General features: G+C 61.6%; 20 protein-coding genes and 1 CRISPR repeat array (1 of these 21 cut by a window edge). Of the genes, 15 read left to right on the plus strand and 5 right to left on the minus strand.

Features of this window, described 5'->3' with window-relative positions; genetic code table 11:
- Window positions 1-806: 806 nt before the first annotated feature.
- Window positions 807-2,150, minus strand: coding sequence for a tryptophan synthase subunit beta (gene trpB / locus BJP08_RS10985; protein WP_071569617.1), 1,344 nt, complete (start codon window positions 2,148-2,150; stop codon window positions 807-809).
- Window positions 2,151-2,248: 98 nt separating this feature from the next.
- On the opposite strand from trpB, the gene BJP08_RS10990 reads away from it, so the two are divergent.
- Together BJP08_RS10990 and BJP08_RS10995 are read left to right on the plus strand one after the other, a co-directional pair.
- Window positions 2,249-2,779: a PepSY domain-containing protein gene (locus tag BJP08_RS10990; RefSeq protein WP_083428544.1), complete on the plus strand. Its 531-nt coding sequence runs from the start codon at window positions 2,249-2,251 to the stop codon at window positions 2,777-2,779.
- Window positions 2,780-2,801: 22 nt separating this feature from the next.
- A complete protein-coding gene (locus BJP08_RS10995; protein ID WP_071569644.1) occupies window positions 2,802-3,533 on the plus strand; it encodes a nitroreductase family protein in 732 nt (243 codons plus the stop codon).
- 114 nt (window positions 3,534-3,647) lie between these two features.
- Here BJP08_RS10995 and BJP08_RS11000 read toward each other — a convergent pair whose 3' ends face one another.
- Both BJP08_RS11000 and BJP08_RS11005 read right to left on the minus strand, forming a co-directional pair.
- A complete protein-coding gene (locus BJP08_RS11000; RefSeq protein ID WP_071569619.1) occupies window positions 3,648-3,950 on the minus strand; it encodes a hypothetical protein in 303 nt (100 codons plus the stop codon).
- Window positions 3,951-4,044: 94 nt separating this feature from the next.
- On the minus strand, window positions 4,045-4,713 hold the full coding sequence (locus BJP08_RS11005; RefSeq protein WP_071569620.1) for a hypothetical protein: 669 nt from the start codon (window positions 4,711-4,713) through the stop codon (window positions 4,045-4,047).
- A gap of 95 nt (window positions 4,714-4,808) precedes the next feature.
- Here BJP08_RS11005 and BJP08_RS11010 point away from each other — a divergent pair, with 95 nt between their 5' ends.
- The 13 genes from BJP08_RS11010 to BJP08_RS11070 all read left to right on the plus strand — a co-directional run bounded on the left by BJP08_RS11010 (window position 4,809) and on the right by BJP08_RS11070 (window position 17,361).
- The gene (locus tag BJP08_RS11010; RefSeq protein WP_071569621.1) at window positions 4,809-5,603 is read left to right on the plus strand and encodes a hypothetical protein; all 795 of its coding nucleotides are present in this window, start codon (window positions 4,809-4,811) and stop codon (window positions 5,601-5,603) included.
- 118 nt (window positions 5,604-5,721) lie between these two features.
- Window positions 5,722-6,357: a hypothetical protein gene (locus BJP08_RS11015; protein ID WP_071569622.1), complete on the plus strand. Its 636-nt coding sequence runs from the start codon at window positions 5,722-5,724 to the stop codon at window positions 6,355-6,357.
- Between the two features lie 133 nt (window positions 6,358-6,490).
- Complete coding sequence (locus BJP08_RS11020; RefSeq protein WP_071569623.1) at window positions 6,491-7,036, plus strand: hypothetical protein; 546 nt, start codon at window positions 6,491-6,493, stop codon at window positions 7,034-7,036.
- 317 nt (window positions 7,037-7,353) lie between these two features.
- Window positions 7,354-8,082, plus strand: coding sequence for a glutamate ABC transporter ATP-binding protein GluA (gluA, locus tag BJP08_RS11025; protein WP_071569624.1), 729 nt, complete (start codon window positions 7,354-7,356; stop codon window positions 8,080-8,082).
- 16 nt (window positions 8,083-8,098) lie between these two features.
- Entirely contained in the window at window positions 8,099-8,965 is an 867-nt protein-coding gene (locus BJP08_RS11030; protein ID WP_071569625.1) for a glutamate ABC transporter substrate-binding protein, read from the plus strand.
- Between the two features lie 22 nt (window positions 8,966-8,987).
- Window positions 8,988-9,674: a glutamate ABC transporter permease GluC gene (gluC, locus tag BJP08_RS11035; RefSeq protein WP_071569626.1), complete on the plus strand. Its 687-nt coding sequence runs from the start codon at window positions 8,988-8,990 to the stop codon at window positions 9,672-9,674.
- Window positions 9,674-10,612, plus strand: coding sequence for an amino acid ABC transporter permease (locus BJP08_RS11040; protein ID WP_071569627.1), 939 nt, complete (start codon window positions 9,674-9,676; stop codon window positions 10,610-10,612). Before gluC ends, BJP08_RS11040 begins: the two co-directional genes overlap by 1 nt.
- Window positions 10,613-10,728: 116 nt before the next feature.
- Window positions 10,729-11,487: a sensor histidine kinase gene (locus BJP08_RS11045; RefSeq protein WP_369816437.1), complete on the plus strand. Its 759-nt coding sequence runs from the start codon at window positions 10,729-10,731 to the stop codon at window positions 11,485-11,487.
- Complete coding sequence (locus BJP08_RS11050) at window positions 11,477-12,190, plus strand: response regulator transcription factor (RefSeq protein WP_071569629.1); 714 nt, start codon at window positions 11,477-11,479, stop codon at window positions 12,188-12,190. The genes BJP08_RS11045 and BJP08_RS11050 overlap by 11 nt, the downstream gene beginning before the upstream one ends.
- A gap of 102 nt (window positions 12,191-12,292) precedes the next feature.
- A complete protein-coding gene (locus BJP08_RS11055; protein ID WP_071569630.1) occupies window positions 12,293-13,663 on the plus strand; it encodes an MFS transporter in 1,371 nt (456 codons plus the stop codon).
- Window positions 13,664-13,694: 31 nt separating this feature from the next.
- Complete coding sequence (locus BJP08_RS11060) at window positions 13,695-14,705, plus strand: extracellular solute-binding protein (RefSeq protein WP_071569631.1); 1,011 nt, start codon at window positions 13,695-13,697, stop codon at window positions 14,703-14,705.
- A complete protein-coding gene (locus tag BJP08_RS11065; RefSeq protein WP_071569632.1) occupies window positions 14,702-16,339 on the plus strand; it encodes a transporter in 1,638 nt (545 codons plus the stop codon). Before BJP08_RS11060 ends, BJP08_RS11065 begins: the two co-directional genes overlap by 4 nt.
- Window positions 16,327-17,361 (plus strand): ABC transporter ATP-binding protein, encoded by a 1,035-nt coding sequence (locus tag BJP08_RS11070; protein WP_071569633.1) that lies wholly within the window; start codon window positions 16,327-16,329, stop codon window positions 17,359-17,361. Before BJP08_RS11065 ends, BJP08_RS11070 begins: the two co-directional genes overlap by 13 nt.
- 140 nt (window positions 17,362-17,501) lie before the next feature.
- Here the strand turns inward: BJP08_RS11070 and BJP08_RS11075 are convergent, their stop codons facing one another.
- Together BJP08_RS11075 and BJP08_RS11080 are read right to left on the minus strand one after the other, a co-directional pair.
- Complete coding sequence (locus tag BJP08_RS11075) at window positions 17,502-19,454, minus strand: ABC transporter ATP-binding protein (protein WP_071569634.1); 1,953 nt, start codon at window positions 19,452-19,454, stop codon at window positions 17,502-17,504.
- On the minus strand, window positions 19,454-21,187 hold the full coding sequence (locus BJP08_RS11080; RefSeq protein WP_071569635.1) for an ABC transporter ATP-binding protein: 1,734 nt from the start codon (window positions 21,185-21,187) through the stop codon (window positions 19,454-19,456). The genes BJP08_RS11075 and BJP08_RS11080 overlap by 1 nt, the downstream gene beginning before the upstream one ends.
- 447 nt (window positions 21,188-21,634) lie before the next feature.
- Window positions 21,635-22,234: direct repeats of the CRISPR family, unit length 36 nt; unit sequence GCTGGGGTTCAGTTCCCAAACACCCTGATAGACTTC; it runs 589 nt beyond the window's last position.

Genomic DNA, 22,234 nt, shown 5'->3' on the forward strand with positions numbered 1-22,234 from the left:
TTGTTCAAATAATTGCACTGCCTGTTCACGCTGCTCTTCGGTCAGCTTGCTTCCTGGTCTCATGCGCACTGCTCCTTGTGTGAGGGTGGTACTGGTTTTCACAGTCCAACTTCTGGGGAGCAGTTCATCTGTTGTCACTGGAACTTTCTTTGTAGACAGGCGTCGCGAACTGGGGAAACAACGCTGCTGGTCGACGGGAATCGCTGTACGGCGCAAAATTGTTCCCGAGCTCGGGAACTTTTTTGGTTGGTGGGCCGGGGTGGCTGGGCGACTGGGCGGCATCAAGATCAAACCCAGAAATACCTGCGACACGCCAATAGTGGGTGTTGACAAACTACTTATGTGACCCTAGAGTTACCTCAACGTGAACAGAAGGTTAACAACCTTCACACCTTGAAAGGAGGGACCCACATGATGCAGTTGATCAACCAAATCCGCACGTGGTTCCGCGACGAGAACAACGGCGTTGCCACCGGCATCGACGTGCTACCGCTCGCAGTCCTTCCACGGGCGTAACTTCAATTGGGTTTTGGCCCGCACCCCTAGCTTCCACGGCTGGGGGTGCGGGCTTTTGTGTTGGTGAGGGGCTTGCGCGCACCAGATTCCTTGTTTTCGGGCGGGCGCCTGAGCGTTTGCCCAGGTCGCGTGGCTGGCGGGAGGGAATTTGGTGTCCTTTCCCTAGCCCACAACCGAGTGAGTGACAAAAGACGCACCCTTCTTTGGGCTAGCCATTCATACACGATGGTCAGAAATGGGCTAGTTTTCCCTAGCTGCGTCCTTTGTCACTGCGGCCGCTGCATCCAAAACTAGTGGGCGACGGTGTGGCCAGCCTCGCGCTCGTTGGAGGAGCTCGTCATGGAGGCGAGGACCTCGCTGATGTGGAGGTCGCCGATGGGGGCTTGCTCGGGGTCCTCGAAGAGTTGGTCGCCGAGGATGTTGTAGACGTAGTCGAGGTCCTTGTCGCCGCGGCCGGACAGGTTGACCAGCAGGTTGAGCTCGTGGCCGTCGGCGTCAGCGACTTCGGCGAGCTTCAGGGCGTACGCCAGGGCGTGGGAGGACTCGAGGGCGGGGATGATGCCTTCGTAGCGGGAGAGGAGTCGGAAAGCTTGGAGGGCGTCTTCGTCGGTGACGGCAACGTACTGGGCGCGGCCGATCTCGCGGAGGTAGGCGTGCTCGGGGCCGACGCCTGGGTAGTCCAGGCCAGCGGAGACGGAGAAGGACTCTGGGAGGACTTCGCCGTCCTGACCAGTGACGATGTAGGAGCGGGAGCCGTGCAGGATGCCCAACTTGCCGTGGTTGAGCGGTGCGCCGTGGCGGTCGGTGTCCAGGCCCTCGCCGGCGGGTTCGACGCCGATGAGTTTGACGTCGGCGTTGCCGGGCTCGTCCTTCAGGTATTCGGCGAAGGCGCCGATGGCGTTGGAGCCGCCGCCGACGGCGGCGATGACGGCGTCGGGAAGTCGGCCGGTGTCCTCCAGCATCTGCTGGCGGGACTCGCGCGAAATGACGGCCTGGAACTCCTTGACCAGGGTGGGGAAGGGGTGGGGGCCGCACGCGGAGCCGAGGACGTAGTGGGTGGAGTCAATGTTTTCGACCCAGTCCTTAAGCGCGATGTCGATGGCGTTGGACATGGAGCCGCCGGCGTCGTTCGTTACGGGGACGACTGTGGCGCCCATCAGACGCATGCGGCGCACGTTCGGCTGCTGGCGGGCAACGTCCTGCGCACCCATGTAGATCGTGCACTCCATGCCCATCAGGGCGGCAACCATGGCGGTGGCGGTGCCGTGCTGGCCAGCGCCAGTTTCGGCGATGAGGCGGTGCTTGCCCAACCGCTTCGCGAGCAGCGCCTGCGCCAACACCTGATTGCCCTTGTGGGCGCCGCCGTGCGCGAGATCCTCACGCTTCAAGAAAATTTTCGACGCCCCCACCCTCGGCAGGTTGGCACATTCGTAGACCGGAGTCGGTCGGCCGAGGAACTTCGCTTGGAGGCGCGAGAGCTCGTCGAGAAACTCTTTGTCCTCGCGGGCCTCGACGAAGGCGCGCTCCAGTTGATCGAGCACCGGGTAGAGCGGCTCGGGCACATACTGTCCGCCGAACTCCCCGAAATATGCAGGTAGGAGCGTGTCGCGCTCAATCTTTTCTACATCGGTCATGGTGAATTTCCTCCGCGTTTGTGAACCTTTGTTGTGCGACACTCTACCTCCAAAACGTGTAGTGTGGGGGCTTTCTGAACTCGAACAAAGGAGCAATCATGAAGCGCACACTCACAGTCCTGGCCGCGGCGGCACTGCTCGCTGGCTGCTCGAACGGCGGCACTGAGGCGCCAGCGACAAAGACCGTGACGGAGGCCCCGGAGACCACGGTGGCGACAACGGAGGCGACAACGGAGGCGGCGTCGGAAAGCACGGGTGAGGCCACCAACGACGCCGCGTACGACGCGATTGAGGCAGCGCGCCCATTCGGCACCGTCATCTCCATCGACCGCGAAAACAACAGCAACGCCTTCGAGGTCAAGGTCGCGGCAGAGGACAAGATCGTTGAACTGCTTGTCGACGGCAACCACGTCATGGAACAGGAATCCGAGCAGGACGCCGAGGACGTCGCGAAGGCGGGCCAGGCAACCGTGGCGATCGAGGACGCCATCAAGGACGCCCTGAGCCAGCACGACGGCATCCTGGATTCCGCGGAGCTCGACGAGGACAACGGCGTACTGCAGTGGGAAGTCAGCATCGACAACCCGGACGGCACTGACCTGGCAGAAGTGAACCTGCCGGCGAAGTAAGGTTCTCAAGTAGCGTGTGGGCATGAACCACACCATCGGACACCAGCTACAACACAGGACGATCCGCGAGTTTGAGCGGAGGGGCGTCGATAAGGAGGTGCTGGACCAGCTGTTCGAGGTCGCGATGCGCACAGCGAGCTCGCGCGGCCTGCAGCAAGCCAGCATCATCCACGTCACTGACCGCGATCTCCAGCGGAAGTTAGCCGAGATCGGGCAGCAGGAATACGTCGGGCGCGCGCCCGTCTACCTGCTGTTCATCGTGGACACCGCACGCAACGCCGCGCTGCTCGAGGACCCCTCAGCCGCCGGTCACACCCGCCCATTCGTCGAAGGATTTACCGACGCCTGCCTCATGGCCCAAAACGTCGTCAACGCGGCGGAGTCGCTCGGGATGGGAGCCAACTACCTCGGCAACATCCACAACGACCTCCAGGCCGTCGTTGACCTGCTCGAACTGCCCCGGTACACCTTCCCAGTCGTCGGGCTGACCCTGGGGTGGCCCGCCCAAGACCCACAGCTCAAGCCACGCATCCCGGCGCGGCTGCGCGTCATGGAGAACACCTACCAGGCACCCGCGAGCTGGTCCTCCGCGCTGGCGGAGTACGACCAAGAGATGACCACCTACTACGACCTCCGAGACAAAAACCGCAGGTCAGACAACTTCTTCCGCCAAGTCCGCGCAGGGCTACCCACGCACGCCATGCCGCAGGACCAGTCCTTGGATGTGGCGAGGCGGCAGGGGTTCGAGATCTAGTTTTTGGGGGAGTGAGTGACAAAGGACGCAACCTTTAACAACTAGCCCTTTACTTACCTGCACGTTTGAACGGCTAGCCAATTTCTGGGTGCGTCCTTTGTCACTGGGGTGCAACTAGAAGCCTGATAGCGCCTTGAGGATATCGGCGCGCAAGCGCTCGAAGGAGTCGCGCCCTTCCAAAAAGCTCACATCGGTGAGTGCCGCCACCCAGCGGGATCGGTCCGTCGTGAAGCGGGAATCATTCTTTCGCCTTCGGCGCCTGCGGGTGGCGAAGTGGGCGTCGTGAAGCTGCTTTAGCCGATCCTTCGCCGCGATACTCAGGATAGTTTTCCGCGCGAATTCCTTGTTTTTAAGGCGGGTTAAAAAGCCAAAATGCTGAGGGGCCTTGTTGGACTGGACGGTGGTGGCGATCTGCACTATCCTTTGTGGCAGAGGCGACGCCCTCGCCGGACTACTTCAGTTCCGGGGACAGCGATACGCCTGGACCTCGTTGAGCTGCTGGCCGACGGGGTCATTTATTTAGATCTATGACTCGCGCGATATCTTGCAAAAATCGTTCGAAGTAATGGCTCGTTTCATCTCGATGTGTTTTTGAGCGCCTATAGGCCATTGCGGAAAGATCAGGCAGCCACAATAGATGTTCGTCGTTAGGCGACGCGTGGATAAGTTGGGTATGACGGGAGATAACTTTTTCTGAGCGCAGCGTTTTTACAAGCCTCCGATCGGCATCGTTTTCTGCGTTCGTTTGTCGTTTTTCAATAATGACAAGCCGTGTGTCGGGATGGTGTTTGTGTACGGCAGCCAGTAGAGCCTGCAGGCAGTCTTTTCGCGCTTCATTAAACGCCGCCTTCACGTCCTCATTTTGCGAAGCTATATCCCTTTTATATGCAAAAATATGCTGGTCTCTCACCTGCTTACAATATTTGAGCAGCTCCTCGGTTTTCTCCTGGCCTTCGCCAGTTTGTAGGGCTTCCGTAGTGTGCCAATAGTCTCCTTCTACGATTTCATGAATCTCTTCTCGAGTCACCTCTAGGTGTGCAGCACTAATTAGGACTCCGCAGACCATATAGAATGAACAATCGAGCTGCTCTTCTGGCCTGTTGAATGTCTCATCAACATAGAGAACATAGTGCCCCTCATTCAGGTTTTTGTATGCGTTAGCGAGGGCAGGATTTTTCATGGACACCTTTATGTACACTACATCTAGTTTTCGAGAAACAGTTAGCCCATTTCAATGCGAACCTGATACCGTAAGCATGTGCCGCAATGAGCGGCATGACTTCGCACTTCCTGCACTCCATCGGCATTTCCGAAGACACGGACGCCAACTTCGAGCTACTGAACACCGTCGACGTGATCGGGTTCGATCAACCTGATGAACCCTTCAACGGCGTCGTCCGCTGGGCAGTCTACGCCGACCCAAGCGGCGCTACCTGGGGTTACTTCGTGACCCCCGACGACGCGGGACACGAAATCTACTCCGTGCGCATCGGCCACAACTACACCGCACCGGCCGTCGTCACGCGCATCACGGATGCGCTGGCAGAGGTAGAAATAGTCGACGGGGAAGGGGAGCCCGTCACTCGGGTGCTGGTCAGCGTGGACGACCCAATGTCTTACCCACCCGCTGAGGGAAACCAAGACGGCGGGGTCATGCTGATCAAGGAATACGGCATCGGGGCGATTGCGGAATCGGTGGAGACGTGGGCGTCGAAAAGTGAGTGGGAAGCCGAGCAAACCCCAATGGAAGGGCCCGGTGGGCAACCCGTGTACCTTGGGCCCGGATTCATCGCGAGCCCATGGCTATTCGCACTTGCAGACGGCAGCGCCACACCCAACGACGCCAACCCCATCGCGATGCTGAACGGGATATGCGAAGCCGTCGAGCTCGTAACGAACCAGCTCACCGGAACACAGTTCTACCTCACCCGCATCAACTGCGGTTTCCCCATCACCCTCGCCATGCCCGCCGAGACGACGCCAGCACCAAAGGTCGGCTGCATCATTGGAGGCGAAGCCTTCCTTGTCGGTAGCGCGGGAGCCTGGCGGACGCAGTTCCGTGCTTCATAAAGCATAAAGCTTGCTTAATTTAGGCTATACTTTACCTACTTTATTCACAGCTCACTCTATGTTGAGCTTAACCATGTGAACCGCCAGGTTCCCCGACAGCAAAGGACACCGACACCACATGAAGCGAATCGTTGCTTCCGCAACCGCAGTAGCCATGCTGGCTACGACCGCAGCACCGGCACACGCCGCCAACGTTGAGTACCGGAACGGCACCTGCGCGTTCACCCTGTTCGATGACGAGCTTCCAAGCCTCAAAGCAAGCACCATCGCACCCAAGAAAGCACTTTCGGAGGCCGGGTTGCGCGAGGCATTCGCGCTGGTAACGCCGCAAGAAGCATCGGACAAGCTGGCACTCCTCGATCAGGAAGTCACCGCACTCACCAAGCAGCGCTCAGAACTTCTCGACGCCACCACCAACGGCACAGCCGACGAACAGCAACTTAAACAGCTCAACTCCCAGCTCAAGTTCCTTCGCGCATTCGAGCCTGCCCTGAAGGCCTGTTCGCAGCGCGAGAGCTACAAGGGAAAGGTGGTCTCAAAACCAAGCCCACGCCCACAGCAGACTGGACCGAAGCAGACTAGCTCAATCGGCGACAGCAACGAAAGCAGCGTAAAACAAATGAGCCCAGCAGAAATACGCGAATGGCTCAGTATCGCCGGCCCACTCGCCGGGATCTTCCTCGCGCTTGCGCTCGGCGCGGCCGCGCTCGTGACAGTGGTATTCCCAACATTGGCGCCGAAGCTGCCGTTCTAGGTGCACCTATTTCGGGGGGTAAACTCCAAACATTTATCGAAAACTATTTCCTGAATGGCGGGGGTTCAATATACTTTTTAGCCAGGTACTTCGCCTACAACCCCCAATTCTTACCCCTGAAAAGAGGTTCAGCATGAAGAAGATCATCACCGCAGCAGTTGCTTCGGCAGTCATCGCTGGTGGCCTGGCAGCGCCGGCACAGGCAGTCGACAAGCAGCCGCAGGAGACCAAGTGCAAGGTCACCTACCCGGCTGCCAAGGAAGGCGACAAGGCTGAAACGAAGGAATTCACCAAGGCTGAAGCTGATGCGCAGCTGAAGAAGGACATCGAGGCTTCGGCCAAGCTGGTCAAGGAGCGCGCTGAGGTCGAGGCACAGCTCAAGGACAAGAAGATCAAGCAGGAAGACGCCGATAAGAAGTTCCAGGAGATCGACGCAAAGCTCGCCGCCCTGAACGCCACCGCCCCGGCACTTCGCGCTTGCGCAGCTGGCAAGGACCTCTCCCCAACCAGCTCCAAGATCGAGTCCACCCTCAGCTCCATTGACGGCAAGCTGAACAACTACGGCATCGGCGCTGTAGCTGGTGGCTCCGTTCTCGCGCTGATCGCCCTGATCGCTGTGGCCCTGCCACAGATTGCACCGATGCTGCCACCAGCAGTGCGCGACGCGCTTCCTTTCTAAGAAGCATCGGGCATAACGAGTGGGCGACCCATGTGGGTCGTCCATTTTTTATGCGCTTGGGTGGGGGGAGTGACAAAGGACGCAATTCTTGTCGGGCGAGGGGGTAAAAGCCCAGGTCGCGAAAAGGGGGGTGCGTCCTTTGTCACTGGGGCATTGGGGGAGGGAACCAGGCGCGCGGTCCGAACAATGGGGGTGAACTTTCGGGCGAAAAGCGCGCAAACACTATACAAAGTGTGTGCCAGACCACTAACGTGCCCGATATGATACAACGCACATTCACTGCCCAGAGTGGGTCGGGCAATAGCTCCAGTGAAGCCATGATTGACCTTGCGGGTGTACAGAAGCACTTCGGCGACTACCACGCGCTCCGAGACATCAACCTTACTGTGCCGAAAGGCCAGGTTGTGGTGGTGCTCGGGCCGTCGGGGTCGGGGAAGTCGACGCTGTGCCGCACGATCAACAGGCTCGAGACGATTGACGAAGGCACCATCACCATCGACGGGGTTCCGCTGCCGGAAGAGGGCAAGGCCCTCGCGAAGTTGCGGGCGGACGTCGGGATGGTGTTCCAGTCCTTCAACTTGTTCCCGCACCTGACCATCAAGGACAACGTGACGCTTGGTCCGTTGAAGGTGCGGAAGCAGGGGAAGGGGGACGTCGACAAGCGGGCGATTGAGCTGCTGGACCGCGTGGGCATCGCGAATCAGGCGGACAAGTACCCGGCGCAACTGTCGGGTGGGCAGCAGCAGCGCGTCGCGATTGCTCGGGCACTCGCCATGTCACCCAAAGTCATGCTTTTCGACGAGCCCACCTCCGCCCTCGACCCCGAAATGGTCAATGAAGTGCTTGATGTCATGGCCAACCTCGCCAACGAGGGGATGACGATGCTCGTGGTCACACACGAAATGGGCTTCGCCCGGCGCGTCGCCGACCGCATCATCTTCATGGCAGACGGCTCGATCATCGAAGACGCCACACCCGAAGAGTTCTTCACCAACCCGAAAACCGACAGGGCGAAAGACTTCCTGGCCAAAATCCTGGCCCACTAACCGAAAGGACAACACCATGAACATCCGTCACGCCGCAATCACCGCCGCACTCTCCGTTGCTGCCGCAACCCTCGTCGCCTGTGGCGGCGGTGCCGGCGAAGGCACCGACCTCCTCAGCCAGATCGAATCCGGCCAGGTCACCCTGGGCACCAAGTACGACCAGCCGGGCCTCGGCCTGCGTAACCCGGACGGCACCATGTCCGGCCTCGACGTCGACGTGGCAACCTACGTGGTCAACCACATCGCGAAGGCGAACGGCTGGGTAGAACCGACCATCACCTGGCGCGAAAGCCCATCCGCGCAGCGCGAAACCCTCATCCAGAACGGCGAGGTCGGCGCCATCGCGGCGACCTACTCCATCAACAAGGGCCGCTCCGAATCCGTCAACTTCGGCGGACCATACCTGGTCACCCACCAGGCGCTCCTCGTCAGCAACGACAACACGGACATCAAGGGCCTCGAAGACCTCGACGGCAAGATCCTCTGCTCCGTCACCGGCTCCACCCCAGCCCAAAAAGTCAAGGACGCCCTGCCAGGCGTGCAACTCCAGGAGTACGACACCTACTCCTCCTGCGTTGAAGCACTCCGCCAAGGCAACATCGACGCCATGACCACCGACGCCACCATCCTGCTCGGCTACTCCGCCCAAACCCCAGGCGACTTCAAGGTCGTCGAAATGACCAAGGACGGCAAGCCATTCACCGACGAGTACTACGGCATCGGCCTGGCAAAGGGCGACACCGCAGGCACCGACGCCATCAACAACGCGCTCAAAGAACTGCAAACGTCCGGAGAGTTCGACGCCCTCGTCAATAAGAATCTTGGCGGCGACGACGCAGTCTCCGCCGGCACCCCCGGCGACCTCTCCTTCATCGAACAGTAAGACCCCCTAAGGCAGGAACATCATGTCCACACTCTGGTCCGACCTGGGCCCGCAGCTCTGGGCAGCCTTCTGGCTGACCATCAAGCTCACCATCTACTCAGCAATCGGCTCCATGATTGTGGGCACGATCCTCACCGCGATGCGAGTCGCACCCATCCCCGTGCTGCGCGCGATGTCGACGTTCTACATCAACGTCGTGCGCAACACACCCCTCACCCTCATCATCATCTTCTGCTCCTTCGGGCTCTACCAAAACCTCGGCATCACGCTTGCCGATAGAGAGTCCCCGACGTTCCTGGTAGACAACAACTTCCGCCTCGCCGTGCTCGGATTCATCATCTACACCTCGGCATTCGTCGCGGAATCCCTGCGCTCCGGCATCAACACCGTCCACTTCGGACAAGCCGAAGCAGCCCGATCCCTCGGCCTCAGCTTCGGCCAAACATTCAGCAACATCATCTTCCCCCAAGCAGTCCGCGCAGCCATCGTGCCACTCGGCAACACACTCATCGCGCTGACGAAAAACACCACCATCGCATCCGCAATCGGTGTCGCCGAAGCATCCCTCCTGATGAAATCCACCATCGAAAACCACGCCAACATGCTCTTCCCCATCTTCGGGATCTTCGCACTCGGCTTCATCATCCTCACCCTGCCAACCGGCCTCGCCCTTGGCGCCCTCTCCGAACGCATGGCGGTGAAAAAATAATGAGCGTCCGCGCAACAGTACTTTACGACGTCCCCGGCCCCAACGGCCGCCGCACCAACCGCATCCTCACCGGCATCAGCCTGGCCATCTGCCTCGCGATAGCCGCATGGGTCTTCTGGAAACTGCAGGCCAACGGGCAACTCGCCGCCGCGAAATGGACCCCGTTCCTCAACACCCAAACCTGGACCACCTACATCCTCCCCGGCCTCATCGGCACCCTCAAAGCCGCAGTGGCATCCATCCTGCTCGCCCTGGCCGTCGGCATCCTCCTCGGCCTCGGCAGGCTGTCTCGCAATAAGGCGTTGCGCTGGGTGTGCGGCGTCATCGTCGAGATCTTCCGAGCCATCCCAGTGCTCCTCCTCATGATCTTCGCCTACCAACTCTTCGCCATCTACCACCTCGCCCCACCAAAGCACCTGGCGTTCGCCGCCGTCGTCTTCGGACTCACCATGTACAACGGATCCGTCATCGCCGAAATCCTCCGCTCCGGCATCAAGAGCCTCCCCAAAGGCCAAACCGAAGCCGCCGAAGCACTCGGCCTCACCTACGGACAAACCATGCGGACCATCCTGCTACCCCAAGCCATCGCCGCCATGCTGCCAGCCCTGATCGCCCAAATGATCATCGCGCTCAAGGACTCCGCCCTCGGCTACCAAATCGGCTACGTCGAAGTGGTCCGCTCCGGCATCCAAAGCGCATCCGCCAACCAGAACTTCCTCGCCTCGCTGGCCGTCGTGGCCATCATCATGATCCTCATCAACTGGGGACTCACCGTCCTCGCCCAACGCGTCGAACGCCAACTGCGCGCCGGCCGCGCCCGCCGCAACATCTTCGCCAAAGTGCCCGAACTCGCTGACCAGGGGTTGGACACCAAGGACAACGTCAACGTCGACTGGCACGACCCCGACTACGTGGAGATCCGGAACCCGGACGAATAGTTGCTGAGGACTCCAGTGACAAAGGACGCAATTCTTGCTGGGCGAGGGGGTAAAAGCCCAGGTCGCGAAAAGGGGCGTGCGTCCTTTGTCACTGGGGTGGCGCTAAGATGTCAAAGATGAAGCCAATGATTGGAAGAGCGATTGGGGCGGTGGTGGGGCGTCGAAAAGGGGGGAGGCGCCAGGACATCACTGACGAGCAGGTGTTGGCGCATGAGATTCGCACGCCGCTGTCGCTGATTCAGGGGGCGGCTGAGCTGTTGGCGGACGAGGAGGATGAGGGGAAGAGGCGTCGATTGGTGGGGACGATTCAAACGAACTCGGCGAGGGCGATTCAGATTGCGGAGTCGCTGCTGCTGCAGGCGAAACTCCATAACGGGACCTATAACCTGCAGAAACAGGCAGTTGATGTGCGGGCGTTGCTGCGGGAGACGGCGCAGGAGATGCGGGCGATTAGCCAAGTGCCGATCGTCGTGGATGACCCGGGCGACCCCTTGACCGTTGAGGCGGACCCACAGCTGCTTCGGCATGCGCTGTGGAACGTGCTGAACAACGCCGCGCGCTACGCGGGCGGCGACCATGACATTGTGGTGCAGTCGGAGGCCAGCGCGACCAAGGCCATTATTACTGTGGCGGACTTCGGGCCAGGCATGTCGACGAAGCAGCGTAAGCAGCTGTTCGTGCCGTTTTCTCAGTTCAATACGCGCGGTGACAATCAGCGGGTGCCGACGGGCGCCGGGCTCGGAATGGTGATCATGGCCGATATTGTGGGGCGGCATGGTGGGGAAGTGTTGGTGGATTCGAGTGCGGACCACGGGACGTCGGTGCTCATGACGCTGCCGAAGGGCACGATGGCAGGGGGCGAGGATGACAAGTAGGCACGTGCTGATCGTCGACGATGAGCCACAGATGGTGCAGATCGTCGGCTACGCGATGGAGATGGAGGGGTGGCGGACGTCGAGTGCTGCGACGGCTCGGGAGGGGTGGCAGATTCTCAACGAGCAGCACTGTGACCTGGTGATTCTCGACGTGATGTTGCCGGACATGTCCGGCACCGCCCTGTGCCAACGCATCCGGGCTGCGGGCGAGTTCGCCAACACGCCCGTGATCATGCTGACCGCGCTCGGCGAAACCGAGAAGCGCGTCGCCGGGCTGGAGGCGGGGGCGGACGACTACCTGGCCAAACCGTTTTCCCCACGCGAGTTGGTGCTGCGCGCCCGGGCGTTGCTGCGGCGCAGCGGCGCGTCACAAGAGACCACTGCCAAACCGATTGTGGTAGGTGAGGTGTCGGTGCACCCGCTGAGTCATGCGATGGAGGTGCGCGGGCGGGCCGTCGATACGACGGAGACGGAGAGCAAACTCCTGCAGGCGCTGCTTGCGCGGCCCGGGGAAGTGGTAGGGGTTCGCCAGCTGCTCAACGAGGTGTGGGAAACCAGCGCGACGCAGGGCGGCAGGAACATGGTGAAGTCCACCATGTATCGGCTTCGGAAGAAGCTTGAGGACGCCGGCATGTCCCCGGACGCCATCGCATCTATTCGGGGCAAAGGCTACGTCTGGGCGACGGCAGAGCCCCCACGGTAACAGGACTGTTACCAACTGTTACCGGCAGCAAAAGCGCTGTTACCAGGCAGGACACACAATCAGTAGTGGAAATACTGAGAGTGCACAAAAGGAGTGCCTGCCATGTTCGAATGGTTACGAGCACCGGGGCCTGCCAAGCGGCTGCCGGAGCATGAAGTGGACAAGTTGTACCCGCGGATGCGTCTGCAAGTATTCATGGGTATTTTCCTTGGCTACGCAGGTTTTTACCTGATCCGAAACAATATTTCGGCGATCGCCCCCTTGCTGATTGACGAAAGCGGCGCGATTGATAAGCCGGCGATCGGCATTATCGGCAACGCGGTGCTAGTCAGCTACGGGTTGTCGAAGTTCTTCAGCGCCATGATTTCGGACAAGTCCAACGCGCGCTACTTCCTGCCACTTGGCTTGGCGCTGTCCGCCCTGATGAACCTGGTGGTCGCGTTCGTGCCGTGGGTGTCCGCGAGCGTCGGCGTGTTCGCCACCGTCATGTTCCTGAACGGCTGGTTCCAGGGCATGGGCTACCCGCCGTGTGGCCGTATCGTCGTGCAGTGGTTCTCGACGAGCGAGCGCGGCTGGAAAGGCTCACTGTGGAACACCTCCCACAACCTGGGTGCGTTCGGACTGCCGGTGCTGGTTGGTATCGGCCTGAGCATCACGGGTCAGAACTGGCGCGCAGCCTACTGGCTGCCGGCACTCGTCGCGCTTGTGGTGGCGCTCATCGCGTTCCTGCTGATCCGCGACAACCCGCCATCAGTCGGCCTCCCACCAATCGACGAATACCGCGACGACCCAGCGAAGGTCGCCGAGGACACCGGCGAGAAACTCTCCACGAAAGACCTGGTGTTCAAGCACATCCTGCACAGCCGCATCATCATGCTGCTCGCATTCGCGAACGTGTTTGTCTACGCGCTGCGCTACGGCGTGCTTCACTGGATCACCACCTACCTTTCTGAGCAGCACCACATGAGCATCGGCAGCGGCCTGGTCGGCTTCGCCGCCTTCGAGCTGGCCGGGTTCATCGGCACCATCCTGTGCGGCTGGCTTTCGGACAAAGTCTTCCACGGCAACCGCTCCGCATCCATCTCCCTGTTCACCCTGGGCGCAGGCCTGTCCATCGCGGCGTACTGGCTCTCCCCGGTAGGCACCCCGTTCTGGCTGATGGTGCTGTACGTCGCCCTGATCGGTGGGTTCATCTACGGCCCAGTCGGTCTGATCGGCCTGCAGGCCCTCGACCTTTCCCCACGCAACGTAGCAGGCACCGCCGCTGGCTTCACCGGCCTGTTCGGCTACCTGCTCGGCGCGACCCTGGCATCCACCGGTGTGGGCTTCCTGGTGAAGTACGCCGGTTGGGACGTCACCTTCATCGTCTTCCTCGTGTTCACCGTCCTGATCCTGCTCATCTTCCAGGTCATCTGGCGCGAAGAGAAGAAACTCATGCAGCAGCGTGAAGCGGAGATGCAGGCAAACGCCTAAACACACCTAAACTCCCCTAGACTACAGCACTGTGTTTGCAAAGTGGCTCCGCCTGCCAGCGATCATCGTGGTGGCCATCCTCTCGGCCACCACGATGTACCGCACCCTCATCCCGCAGAACACTGACCTGACCATCATGTGTTCCAACGACGCCACCGTCTGCGAGCAGTGGAAACTCGACATCCGGCGTGAGCTCGGCCTGGACGTCCGCTACGTCAGTCTCCCCACCCAGGAGGCGCTGAAACGTTTACAAACCGGGTCACGCGAATTCGACCTCTGGGTCGGGGGCCCCAGCGAAAACTACCGATTCGCGGCCCGCCTCGGGCTCCTCGACGCCACCAACCCACCCGCAGCCGCCACCATCCCCGCCGAATTTCAAGACCCCCACGGGTACTGGTTCGGGGTGTACGCCTCCATCCTCAGCCTCTGCAGCGACCCCGACGTCTTCCGAAACCTGGGCACCGACATGCCCACCACCTGGCGTGACCTGCTCCGCCCCGATCTCAACGGGTGGGTTTCCGCGCCATCGCCGCTGACCTCCGGCACAGGGTACGCCGTACTGCTGAGCATGCAATCCGCAGGGCTCGAACCCGCAGAGATCCAGAACATCATGCGCAACATCGACCGCTTCACCCGGTCCGGCAACGCCCCCAGTGACGTTGTCGCGCACGGCGAAGCGGCCGTCGCTATCTCGTACGAGCCGTACTGCCAAAACAAAACTACCCGCGCCGGCACGCCCCTGACCATCACCTACCCCGCCGAAGGGACATCCTTCGAGATCGCCTCCGGCGGGATCGTCGCCCAGGGCAGCAACAAGGCCGCCGCGCGGATCGTGATGAACTGGCTCCTCTCACCGAGCGGGCAGACCTCCGCCCGGCGCGTCGGCCTACCACAAATCCCCACCAACAGCGCCGTCGCAGGCAACATCAGCGACGTGCTCGCCGCCACCGACGGCATCACCGCCATCCGCCCCGACCTCGCCGACTCAGAACGCGAACGGTGGATGACCTGGTTCGCCGACACAGCAGGGGAGCAGCCATGAAGGCCGTCCTCGGAGCCACCGCGACGATCACCACAATCTTCGTGATCGTGCTCGGTCTGCCCTACGGCGCGCTCATCCAAACGGCGCTCGCCGACACCAGCGCGCTCCACGGACTGCCCCTCACTCCGCTCCTGACCGGCAGCGTTATCGCGCTCACCGCCACCCTGGCAACCACGGCGCTGGGCACCATCGGTGCCCTCGCAGCCACGCGGTGTGGGCGAATGGGCGTCGTCACGCTCGACATGATGCTGCTGTTCCAGCTCACCATCCCACACCCTGTCATCGGCGCAGGGTGGAAAGTCATCCTCGGGCGCACCGGCGCCCTCCCATGGCCCCTCACCGACGACTTCACCGGAGTCACCGCCCTCACCTTCACCTTCATCACCTCCTTCCTGCCGCTCGCATACTTCGCGCAACGCACCGCACTCGCCCCCATCGACGCCCGCGAAATCCATGCCGCACGCCTCGGCGGCGCCCACGGCTGGAGCCTCTTCCGCCTCATCTACCTGCCGCGCCTCGCCCTCTTCACTCCCGCCATCTGCGTATTCATCTTCAGCGCCATCCTCTCCGACCCCATCACCCCAAACATCATCGCCCCACGCACACCCACCGCCGCCACCACCATCTGGTTCAGCTCACACTCCTACGGCAACCAAAGCGAAGAAGCCTGGCTCGCACTCCTCCTCACCCTGCCAATCCTCGCCGCATTCGGCCTCGCCGCGGCGTACTACGTGCGGCTCCTGCGGCGCATGCCCGGCCTCATCCAACTCATCCGCACCACCCACTCCACCACACCAAGCCGCGAACACGCCGTCGGCGCCACCACGCGCACCCCGCAATGGATCCTCGCCTGCGGCATCGCGTTCAGCGCCACCTTCCTCACCCTCGCCACCCACCGCGGCATCACAGAAGGCGGCCAACCCCCAATCGGCGACGCCGTCATGAACACCGTCGGCCTCAGCTTCATCGTCCTCATCTGCTCACTCGCCCTCAGCGCCACAGCACTCGCCGCCCGCGCCACCAGCGGCACCCACCTCGGCTGGATCGGCCGCCGACTTATCGACGCCACCTTCGCCCTCATCGCCACCGCCCCCGGAGCAACCATCGGATGCGGACTCCGCATCATCGCCACCCAACCCGCCCTGGACAACCCAGCCAACCCGGCAGCATCCTTCGCCGCCGTCGTCCTCGCCTGCCTCCCCAGCTCCCTCGCCATCACCTACTTCCTCCTCGTCTACATCGGCCCCCTCATGTCCCAAGGCGAATACCTCACCGCGCTCCTCCAAGGCGTCGGCCCCATCCGCGCCACCACCAGCATCGTCCTACCACGCTCCGCACACCTGCTCATCCTCGGATTCCTCGCCGTCTTCTCCAACACCACCGTCCTCGCCGTCCCACTTCTCTGGGTCAGCACACCCGACACACCACTGCTCATCCTCCGACTCTTCATGCTTCTCGACGCCGCAAACTACCCCGCAGCCCTCTCCATCAGCATCACCGTCTCCCTCTTCATCGTCGGCATCGCAGCCATCGTCGGAGTCGGAGTCGGCGGCGTGGGTGGCATCGGTGGCGTCGGGAACCGAAGAGGCGTCGACACGCACTGGCGAAAGGACCACCAACCATGGCAGCAATAACCATCCGCAACCTCCTCAACACCATCAACCTCGACGCCGACCCCTGCGAACTCATCGTCATCCTCGGACGCTCCGGAGCAGGCAAAACCACCATGCTCAAAGCCCTCGCCGGACTCACCAACGCCCCCGGACACATCACCATCGACGGCCAACCCATCCACCACCTCCCACCCCACAAACGCCCCATCACCATGATGATGGACCACCCCGCCCTCTTCCCACACCTCACCATCACCGACAACATCCGATTCACCGGCGCCAACCACGACGCCGTCAACGTCGCCATGCTCAGCCTCGGCATCGACGACCTCGCACACCGCTACCCCCACCAACTCTCCACAGGCCAACAACAAAAAGTCGCCCTCGCACGCGCCCTCGTCCAACAACCCACCCTCATGCTCTTCGACGAACCCCTCGCCCACGTCGACACATACTCATCCGAACAACTCAAACAACAAATCCTCCGCACCCACCAACGACTCGGCAGCACCACCCTCTACGTCACCCACGACATCGACGAAGCCTTCTCCATCGCCGACCGCATCATCTACCTCACCAACAGCCACATCACCCAAGACGCCGCACCCCAAGACCTCCGCGAACAACCCGCCACCGTCGAAATCGCCCGTCACCTCGGCGCCACCATCTTCATCCCCACCACCGGCACCATCACCCACACCCACTACGGCACAGCAACCGCACACGTCACCCTCCTCGGCCAACACCACACCATCCCAGCCGAACCCACCCTCACCACCAACGACACCCTCGTCGCCATCGGCTACCCCACCAGCGCAACCGCCACACCCACCGGCCAACAAGCCCGCCACCTCACCGACAACATCGGCCAAATCACCCGCAGCGTCTACATGGGGGAATATCAAGAAGTTGGCATTGAAACGTCCTACGGGAGAATCGTCCTCCACTGCGACCCCGACGCCCCACTCGCCTACACCGCCCCCGGCGACGAAGTCCACATCCACCTCGACCCCGCCAAAATGTGGTGCACCCGGGCAGGGTAGGGGCTTTGGTGTCTCGTCGGGTGGGCTGAGTGACAAAAGACGCACTCATTAACACATAGCCCTTTTTCTACCTGCACGTTTGAATGGCTAGATGATTTAGGGTTGCGTCTTTTGTCACTGGGACCAGGGGGCCAGGCAGGCTAGTCCTCGGCGAAACCGGCCTGGTTGAGCTCCCAGTAGGCGCCGCGACGGGCGAGGAGGGAGGCGTGATCGCCTTGCTCGACGATGTGGCCGTCCTGCATGACCAGGATGAGGTCGGCGTCGCGGATGGTGGAGAGCCTATGGGCGATAACGAAGCTGGTGCGGTCGGCCTGGAGGGCGGCCATGGCGTGCTGCACCATCAGCTCGGTGCGGGTGTCCACGCTGGAGGTGGCTTCATCGAGGATGAGCAGGGACGGCTTCGACACGAAGGCGCGCGCGATCGTGATGAGCTGGCGTTCGCCGGCGGAGAGGGCGCCGCCGTCCTGGTCGATGACGGTGTGGTAGCCGTCGGGGAGGGTGTGCACGAAACGGTCGACAAGGGTGGCTTTGGCAGCGGCGCTGACGTCCTCGTCGGTGGCGTCGAGGCGGCCGTAGCGGATGTTTTCCAGGATGGTGCCTTCGAAGAGGGTGGCGTCCTGAAGCACCATGCCGACCTGGCTGCGCAAGTCCTGGCGAGACATCGACTGCGTATCGACGCCATCAAGGAGAATCTGGCCCGAGTCGATGTCGTAGAAGCGCATTAACAGGTTGACCAGGGTGGTTTTGCCGGCGCCGGTCGGCCCGACGATGGCGACCTTCTGGCCCGGCTGCACCTCCAGGTTGAGGTCCTGGATGAGGGGAGTGTCGGTGTAGGAGAAGTGGACGGCGATAAATTGGACGTGCCCGGAGGCGCGCTTGGGGGTGGGGTGTGACTCGCGGGGTTCCTCGGGGGCGTCGAGGAATTCGAAGACGCGCTCGGCGGAGGCGACGCCGCTTTGCACCATCTGGGCCATGCCGCCGAGCTCCCCGAGCGGCTGGTTGAACTGGCGCGAATACTGGATGAACGCCGTCGCCGCGCCGAGCGTCAGCGAACCATTCGCCACCTTCAGGCCGCCGAAAACCGCGATGAGGACGTAGGACAGGTAGGAGATGAACTGCATGACCGGCATCATCAGCCCAGAGAGGAACTGCGCGGAGGCGGAGGCGGTGTAGAGGTCGTGGTTGCGGGCGTCGAAAATTTCTTGAGAGGAGTCCTGGCGGCCGAAGAGCGTGATCACCTCGTGGCCGGAGAACGACTCCTCGATGTGCCCGTTGAGCTGGCCCGTTGCGCGCCACTGCTGCTTGAAGTGCCGCTGCGACCGCTTACCGATCACCCCAACCACCAGCGCCGTCAGCGGAATCGAGACGAGGGCAAGCAGGGTGAGCTGCCACGACACCGTAAACATCATCGCCATGATGCCCAGCACCATCAACACCGACTGCAACGCCTGCGACAGCGCCTGCTGCAACGTCTGCTGCACATTATCGACGTCGTTCGTAGTGCGCGACAGGATGTCACCGCGCTGGCCGCGGTCGAAGTAGCTCAGCGGCACCCGGTTCAGCTTCGCCTCCACCCGGGCACGCAGGCGGTAAATCTCGCGCATGACCATGCGGTTCAGCAAGAAACCCTGCAGCCACATCAGCAGGCTCGCGCCGACGTAGAGCGCCAGCACCGCCAGGATCAGCTCGCCGAGGCGCGAGAAATCGACGCCCACACCAGGGGTCACATCCATCCCGGAAAGCATGTCCGCGAACGTGTCCTGGCCGCCCGCGCGCAACCCCTCAATCACCTGCTCCTGGGTCGCACCGGCCGGCAGGTGGGCGCCGATCGCGCCCGAAAAGATGACGTCCATGGCGTGGCCCATCACGCGCGGAGCGTACACATTCAGCCCGACGGACACGCACACCAGCGCCACCACCAGCGCAAACATCGCCTTGTGCGGGGCCAGCAACCCGACCAGCCGCTTCGCCGACGGCCAGAAGTTCTTCGCGGAGCGCGGGGCGCCACCGTGATGGCCGCCCATGGAGCCCTCAAGCTGTTGGATTTCCTCGTCGGTGAGTTCGACGTGGTCCTTACTTTGGTGCACGGCCATTAGTTCGCCTCCACAGTCTGCTGGGAACGAACAATTTCCTGATACGTCGGCGAAGACTCCAGCAGCTCATCGTGGGTGCCGCGGGCCACGATACGGCCGGCGTCGAGAACCAGGATCTGGTCCGCGTTTTGGATCGAGCTGACACGCTGCGCCACTACGATCACCGTCGCGTCGGCGACGTGCTCGGCGAGCGTCTTCCGCAACCGTGCATCCGTGGTCATATCGAGGGCCGAGAAAGAATCATCGAAGAGGAGGACACCGCGCTGCTCCACGATCGCGCGCGCAATACAGAGGCGCTGACGCTGCCCGCCGGACACGTTCGTGCCGCCCTGGGAAATCGGCATCTCGAGGTCATCCACGAAGGTGGCCTGCGCGATCTCGAGCGCCCGCCACAGCTGCTCATCCGTCGCATCCGGGCTGGCCACACGCAAATTCGACGCCACCGTCCCCGAAAACAAATACGGCTTCTGCGGCACCATCGCCACCGCATCCACCAATTGAGCACGGCTTAACGACGCCACATCCCGACCACCAAGCAGCACCCGACCGCCCGTCGGCGCATACAGGCGCGGAATCAACCCCAACAACGTCGACTTGCCCGAACCCGTCGAACCGATAATCGCGGTTGTTTCGCCAGGATTGGCCTGAAAGGAAATGCCGTCCAACACCGGCTCCTCCGCGCCCGGGTACGTGAAGGTCACGTCCTCGAACGTGACGGTGCTGTTGGTGCTGTTTGTCGGGGCGGCTGCGCTGGCTGCGCTGGCCGGTGGCTCGATCAGCGACGGCTCGTGCTTCAACACCTCCGTAATACGGGAAGCGCACACCAGGGCGCGCGGGAGCATCATCGCCATGAACGCGCCCATCATCACCGCCGCGAGGATCTGCAGCAGGTACTGCAAGAACGCCGTCAACGACCCGACCTGCACCTCACCCGCATCCACGCGGTGGCCGCCAAACCAGAGGACCGCTGCCGTCGCCAGGTTCAAAACCAGCATGATCAGCGGGAACATCATCACAAACAAATTGCCGATCCGCAGACTCAACCGCGTGAGGTCGGCATTGGCGGCGTCGAAACGCTCGGACTCGAACTCCTCCCGCGTAAACGCGCGCACCACACGCACGCCCGCGATCTGCTCACGCAGCACACCATTAATACGGTCAATCTTCGACTGCATCGAACGGAACAACGGAAGCAGCAGACCGATCAGCGCCGCCACGACCACCGCCAACACAAGCACAGAGACAGCGACCAGCCAGCTCATCCCCGGATCCTCCCGAACCGCCATGACCACGCCACCAACCATCATGATCGGCACCGCAACCATAAAGTTCAGGAACATCAAGAACACCTGCTGGACCTGCTGCACATCATTCGTCCCGCGCGTAATCAGCGTCGCCGAACCGAAGTGCGACATGTCCTCCGCCGAGAAGCGCGACACCCGGCCAAACACCTCCTCGCGGATATCGCGACCCGTGCCCATCGCGGCCCTCGACCCGAACCAGACCGCCGCACACGCCGCGATTACCTGCACAAACGCCACGGCCAGCATCACGCCGCCGGTACGCCAAATGAAGGGGACGTCACCTTGGGAGACGCCTTCGTCGATAATTTTTGCATTCAGGCTGGGCAGGTAGAGCGTCACCGCAGTCGTGATTGCCTGCAGCAACACCACCGCGAGCATCGCACCACGGTACGGGCGCGCATGCCGACTGAGGAGCCTTAGAAGGTCCATGAACGGTCCTTTTCAGATTGTGGAAGTGGAAAGTTTGATTGTAGGCGTCGTTGTTGAAGCGGGCTTTGAGAGGAGCGGGTAGTGATGAAAAGCTTGCTCGGAAATTCGTGAACAGAATTGCATCTTTTGTGACTCGTACCACTCGTTTCGACGCCCACTTCGCCCCCTCCACACCAACCGGGTACGATGGAACACGGTCAGTCACCATTGTCTGTCTCATTGCTAGTCTCTGACGACAGCAACAGCGTGACGACCTCCTTTCGGGTCTGGTGGGGCCCGAACCTAAAGGGCCTGGTGGGGCCCATGGTGGGGCAGCCCGCGCGGTACTACGGTACGGCGCGGGCTGTTTTGGTTGGGGGTGTGTTTTTGGGCTTAAGGGCTTTAGGGACATTTTGTATGTAAAGCCTGCTAATCTGGCCCTCATCAGGCTCATCCCCGCGGGCGCGGGCTGGGGTTCAGTTCCCAAACACCCTGATAGACTTCGGAGTGGACGGGTCGAATTCTTCCCGCCGCTGGGGTTCAGTTCCCAAACACCCTGATAGACTTCTCCGCGCCTACGTTCGGCGCGTCAGGTGGCTGGGGTTCAGTTCCCAAACACCCTGATAGACTTCTCACCAGGCAGCCACATGCCAGCGCGCAGCTGGGGTTCAGTTCCCAAACACCCTGATAGACTTCGAAATCACGACCGAATGGGGCGCGAAGCGCTGGGGTTCAGTTCCCAAACACCCTGATAGACTTCCACCTTGCAGCTGATGATGTTGTCGGCAGCTGGGGTTCAGTTCCCAAACACCCTGATAGACTTCCAGACGGTCGCGGATATCGGGTTTGACTGCTGGGGTTCAGTTCCCAAACACCCTGATAGACTTCACTCACGGCTTCCACCAGGTTGATGCCAGCTGGGGTTCAGTTCCCAAACACCCTGATAGACTTCCTGATCTACGACTCACCAGGCTGGACAGGCTGGGGTTCAGTTCCCAAACACCCTGATAGACTTCAAATCTTGAAAAGAAAGGGCCCGAAATAGCTGGGGTTCAGTTCCCAAACACC

The sequence above is a fragment of the Corynebacterium sp. NML140438 genome, assembly GCF_001875725.1.
In the GTDB taxonomy this organism is placed as follows: domain Bacteria; phylum Actinomycetota; class Actinomycetes; order Mycobacteriales; family Mycobacteriaceae; genus Corynebacterium.

Coding starts and splice junctions, on each gene's coding strand:
- BJP08_RS11065 (WP_071569632.1), top strand. CDS start 14,702: ATGAAGGCCGTCCTCGGAGCCACCGCGACGATCACCACAATCTTCGTG.
- BJP08_RS10995 (WP_071569644.1), top strand. CDS start 2,802: ATGAACCACACCATCGGACACCAGCTACAACACAGGACGATCCGCGAG.
- BJP08_RS11050 (WP_071569629.1), top strand. CDS start 11,477: ATGACAAGTAGGCACGTGCTGATCGTCGACGATGAGCCACAGATGGTG.
- BJP08_RS11020 (WP_071569623.1), top strand. CDS start 6,491: ATGAAGAAGATCATCACCGCAGCAGTTGCTTCGGCAGTCATCGCTGGT.
- BJP08_RS11075 (WP_071569634.1), bottom strand. CDS start 19,454: ATGGCCGTGCACCAAAGTAAGGACCACGTCGAACTCACCGACGAGGAA.
- BJP08_RS11030 (WP_071569625.1), top strand. CDS start 8,099: ATGAACATCCGTCACGCCGCAATCACCGCCGCACTCTCCGTTGCTGCC.
- gluA (WP_071569624.1), top strand. CDS start 7,354: ATGATTGACCTTGCGGGTGTACAGAAGCACTTCGGCGACTACCACGCG.
- gluC (WP_071569626.1), top strand. CDS start 8,988: ATGTCCACACTCTGGTCCGACCTGGGCCCGCAGCTCTGGGCAGCCTTC.
- BJP08_RS11015 (WP_071569622.1), top strand. CDS start 5,722: ATGAAGCGAATCGTTGCTTCCGCAACCGCAGTAGCCATGCTGGCTACG.
- BJP08_RS11070 (WP_071569633.1), top strand. CDS start 16,327: ATGGCAGCAATAACCATCCGCAACCTCCTCAACACCATCAACCTCGAC.
- BJP08_RS10990 (WP_083428544.1), top strand. CDS start 2,249: ATGAAGCGCACACTCACAGTCCTGGCCGCGGCGGCACTGCTCGCTGGC.
- BJP08_RS11040 (WP_071569627.1), top strand. CDS start 9,674: ATGAGCGTCCGCGCAACAGTACTTTACGACGTCCCCGGCCCCAACGGC.
- BJP08_RS11055 (WP_071569630.1), top strand. CDS start 12,293: ATGTTCGAATGGTTACGAGCACCGGGGCCTGCCAAGCGGCTGCCGGAG.
- BJP08_RS11045 (WP_369816437.1), top strand. CDS start 10,729: ATGAAGCCAATGATTGGAAGAGCGATTGGGGCGGTGGTGGGGCGTCGA.
- BJP08_RS11080 (WP_071569635.1), bottom strand. CDS start 21,187: ATGGACCTTCTAAGGCTCCTCAGTCGGCATGCGCGCCCGTACCGTGGT.
- BJP08_RS11010 (WP_071569621.1), top strand. CDS start 4,809: ATGACTTCGCACTTCCTGCACTCCATCGGCATTTCCGAAGACACGGAC.
- trpB (WP_071569617.1), bottom strand. CDS start 2,150: ATGACCGATGTAGAAAAGATTGAGCGCGACACGCTCCTACCTGCATAT.
- BJP08_RS11005 (WP_071569620.1), bottom strand. CDS start 4,713: ATGAAAAATCCTGCCCTCGCTAACGCATACAAAAACCTGAATGAGGGG.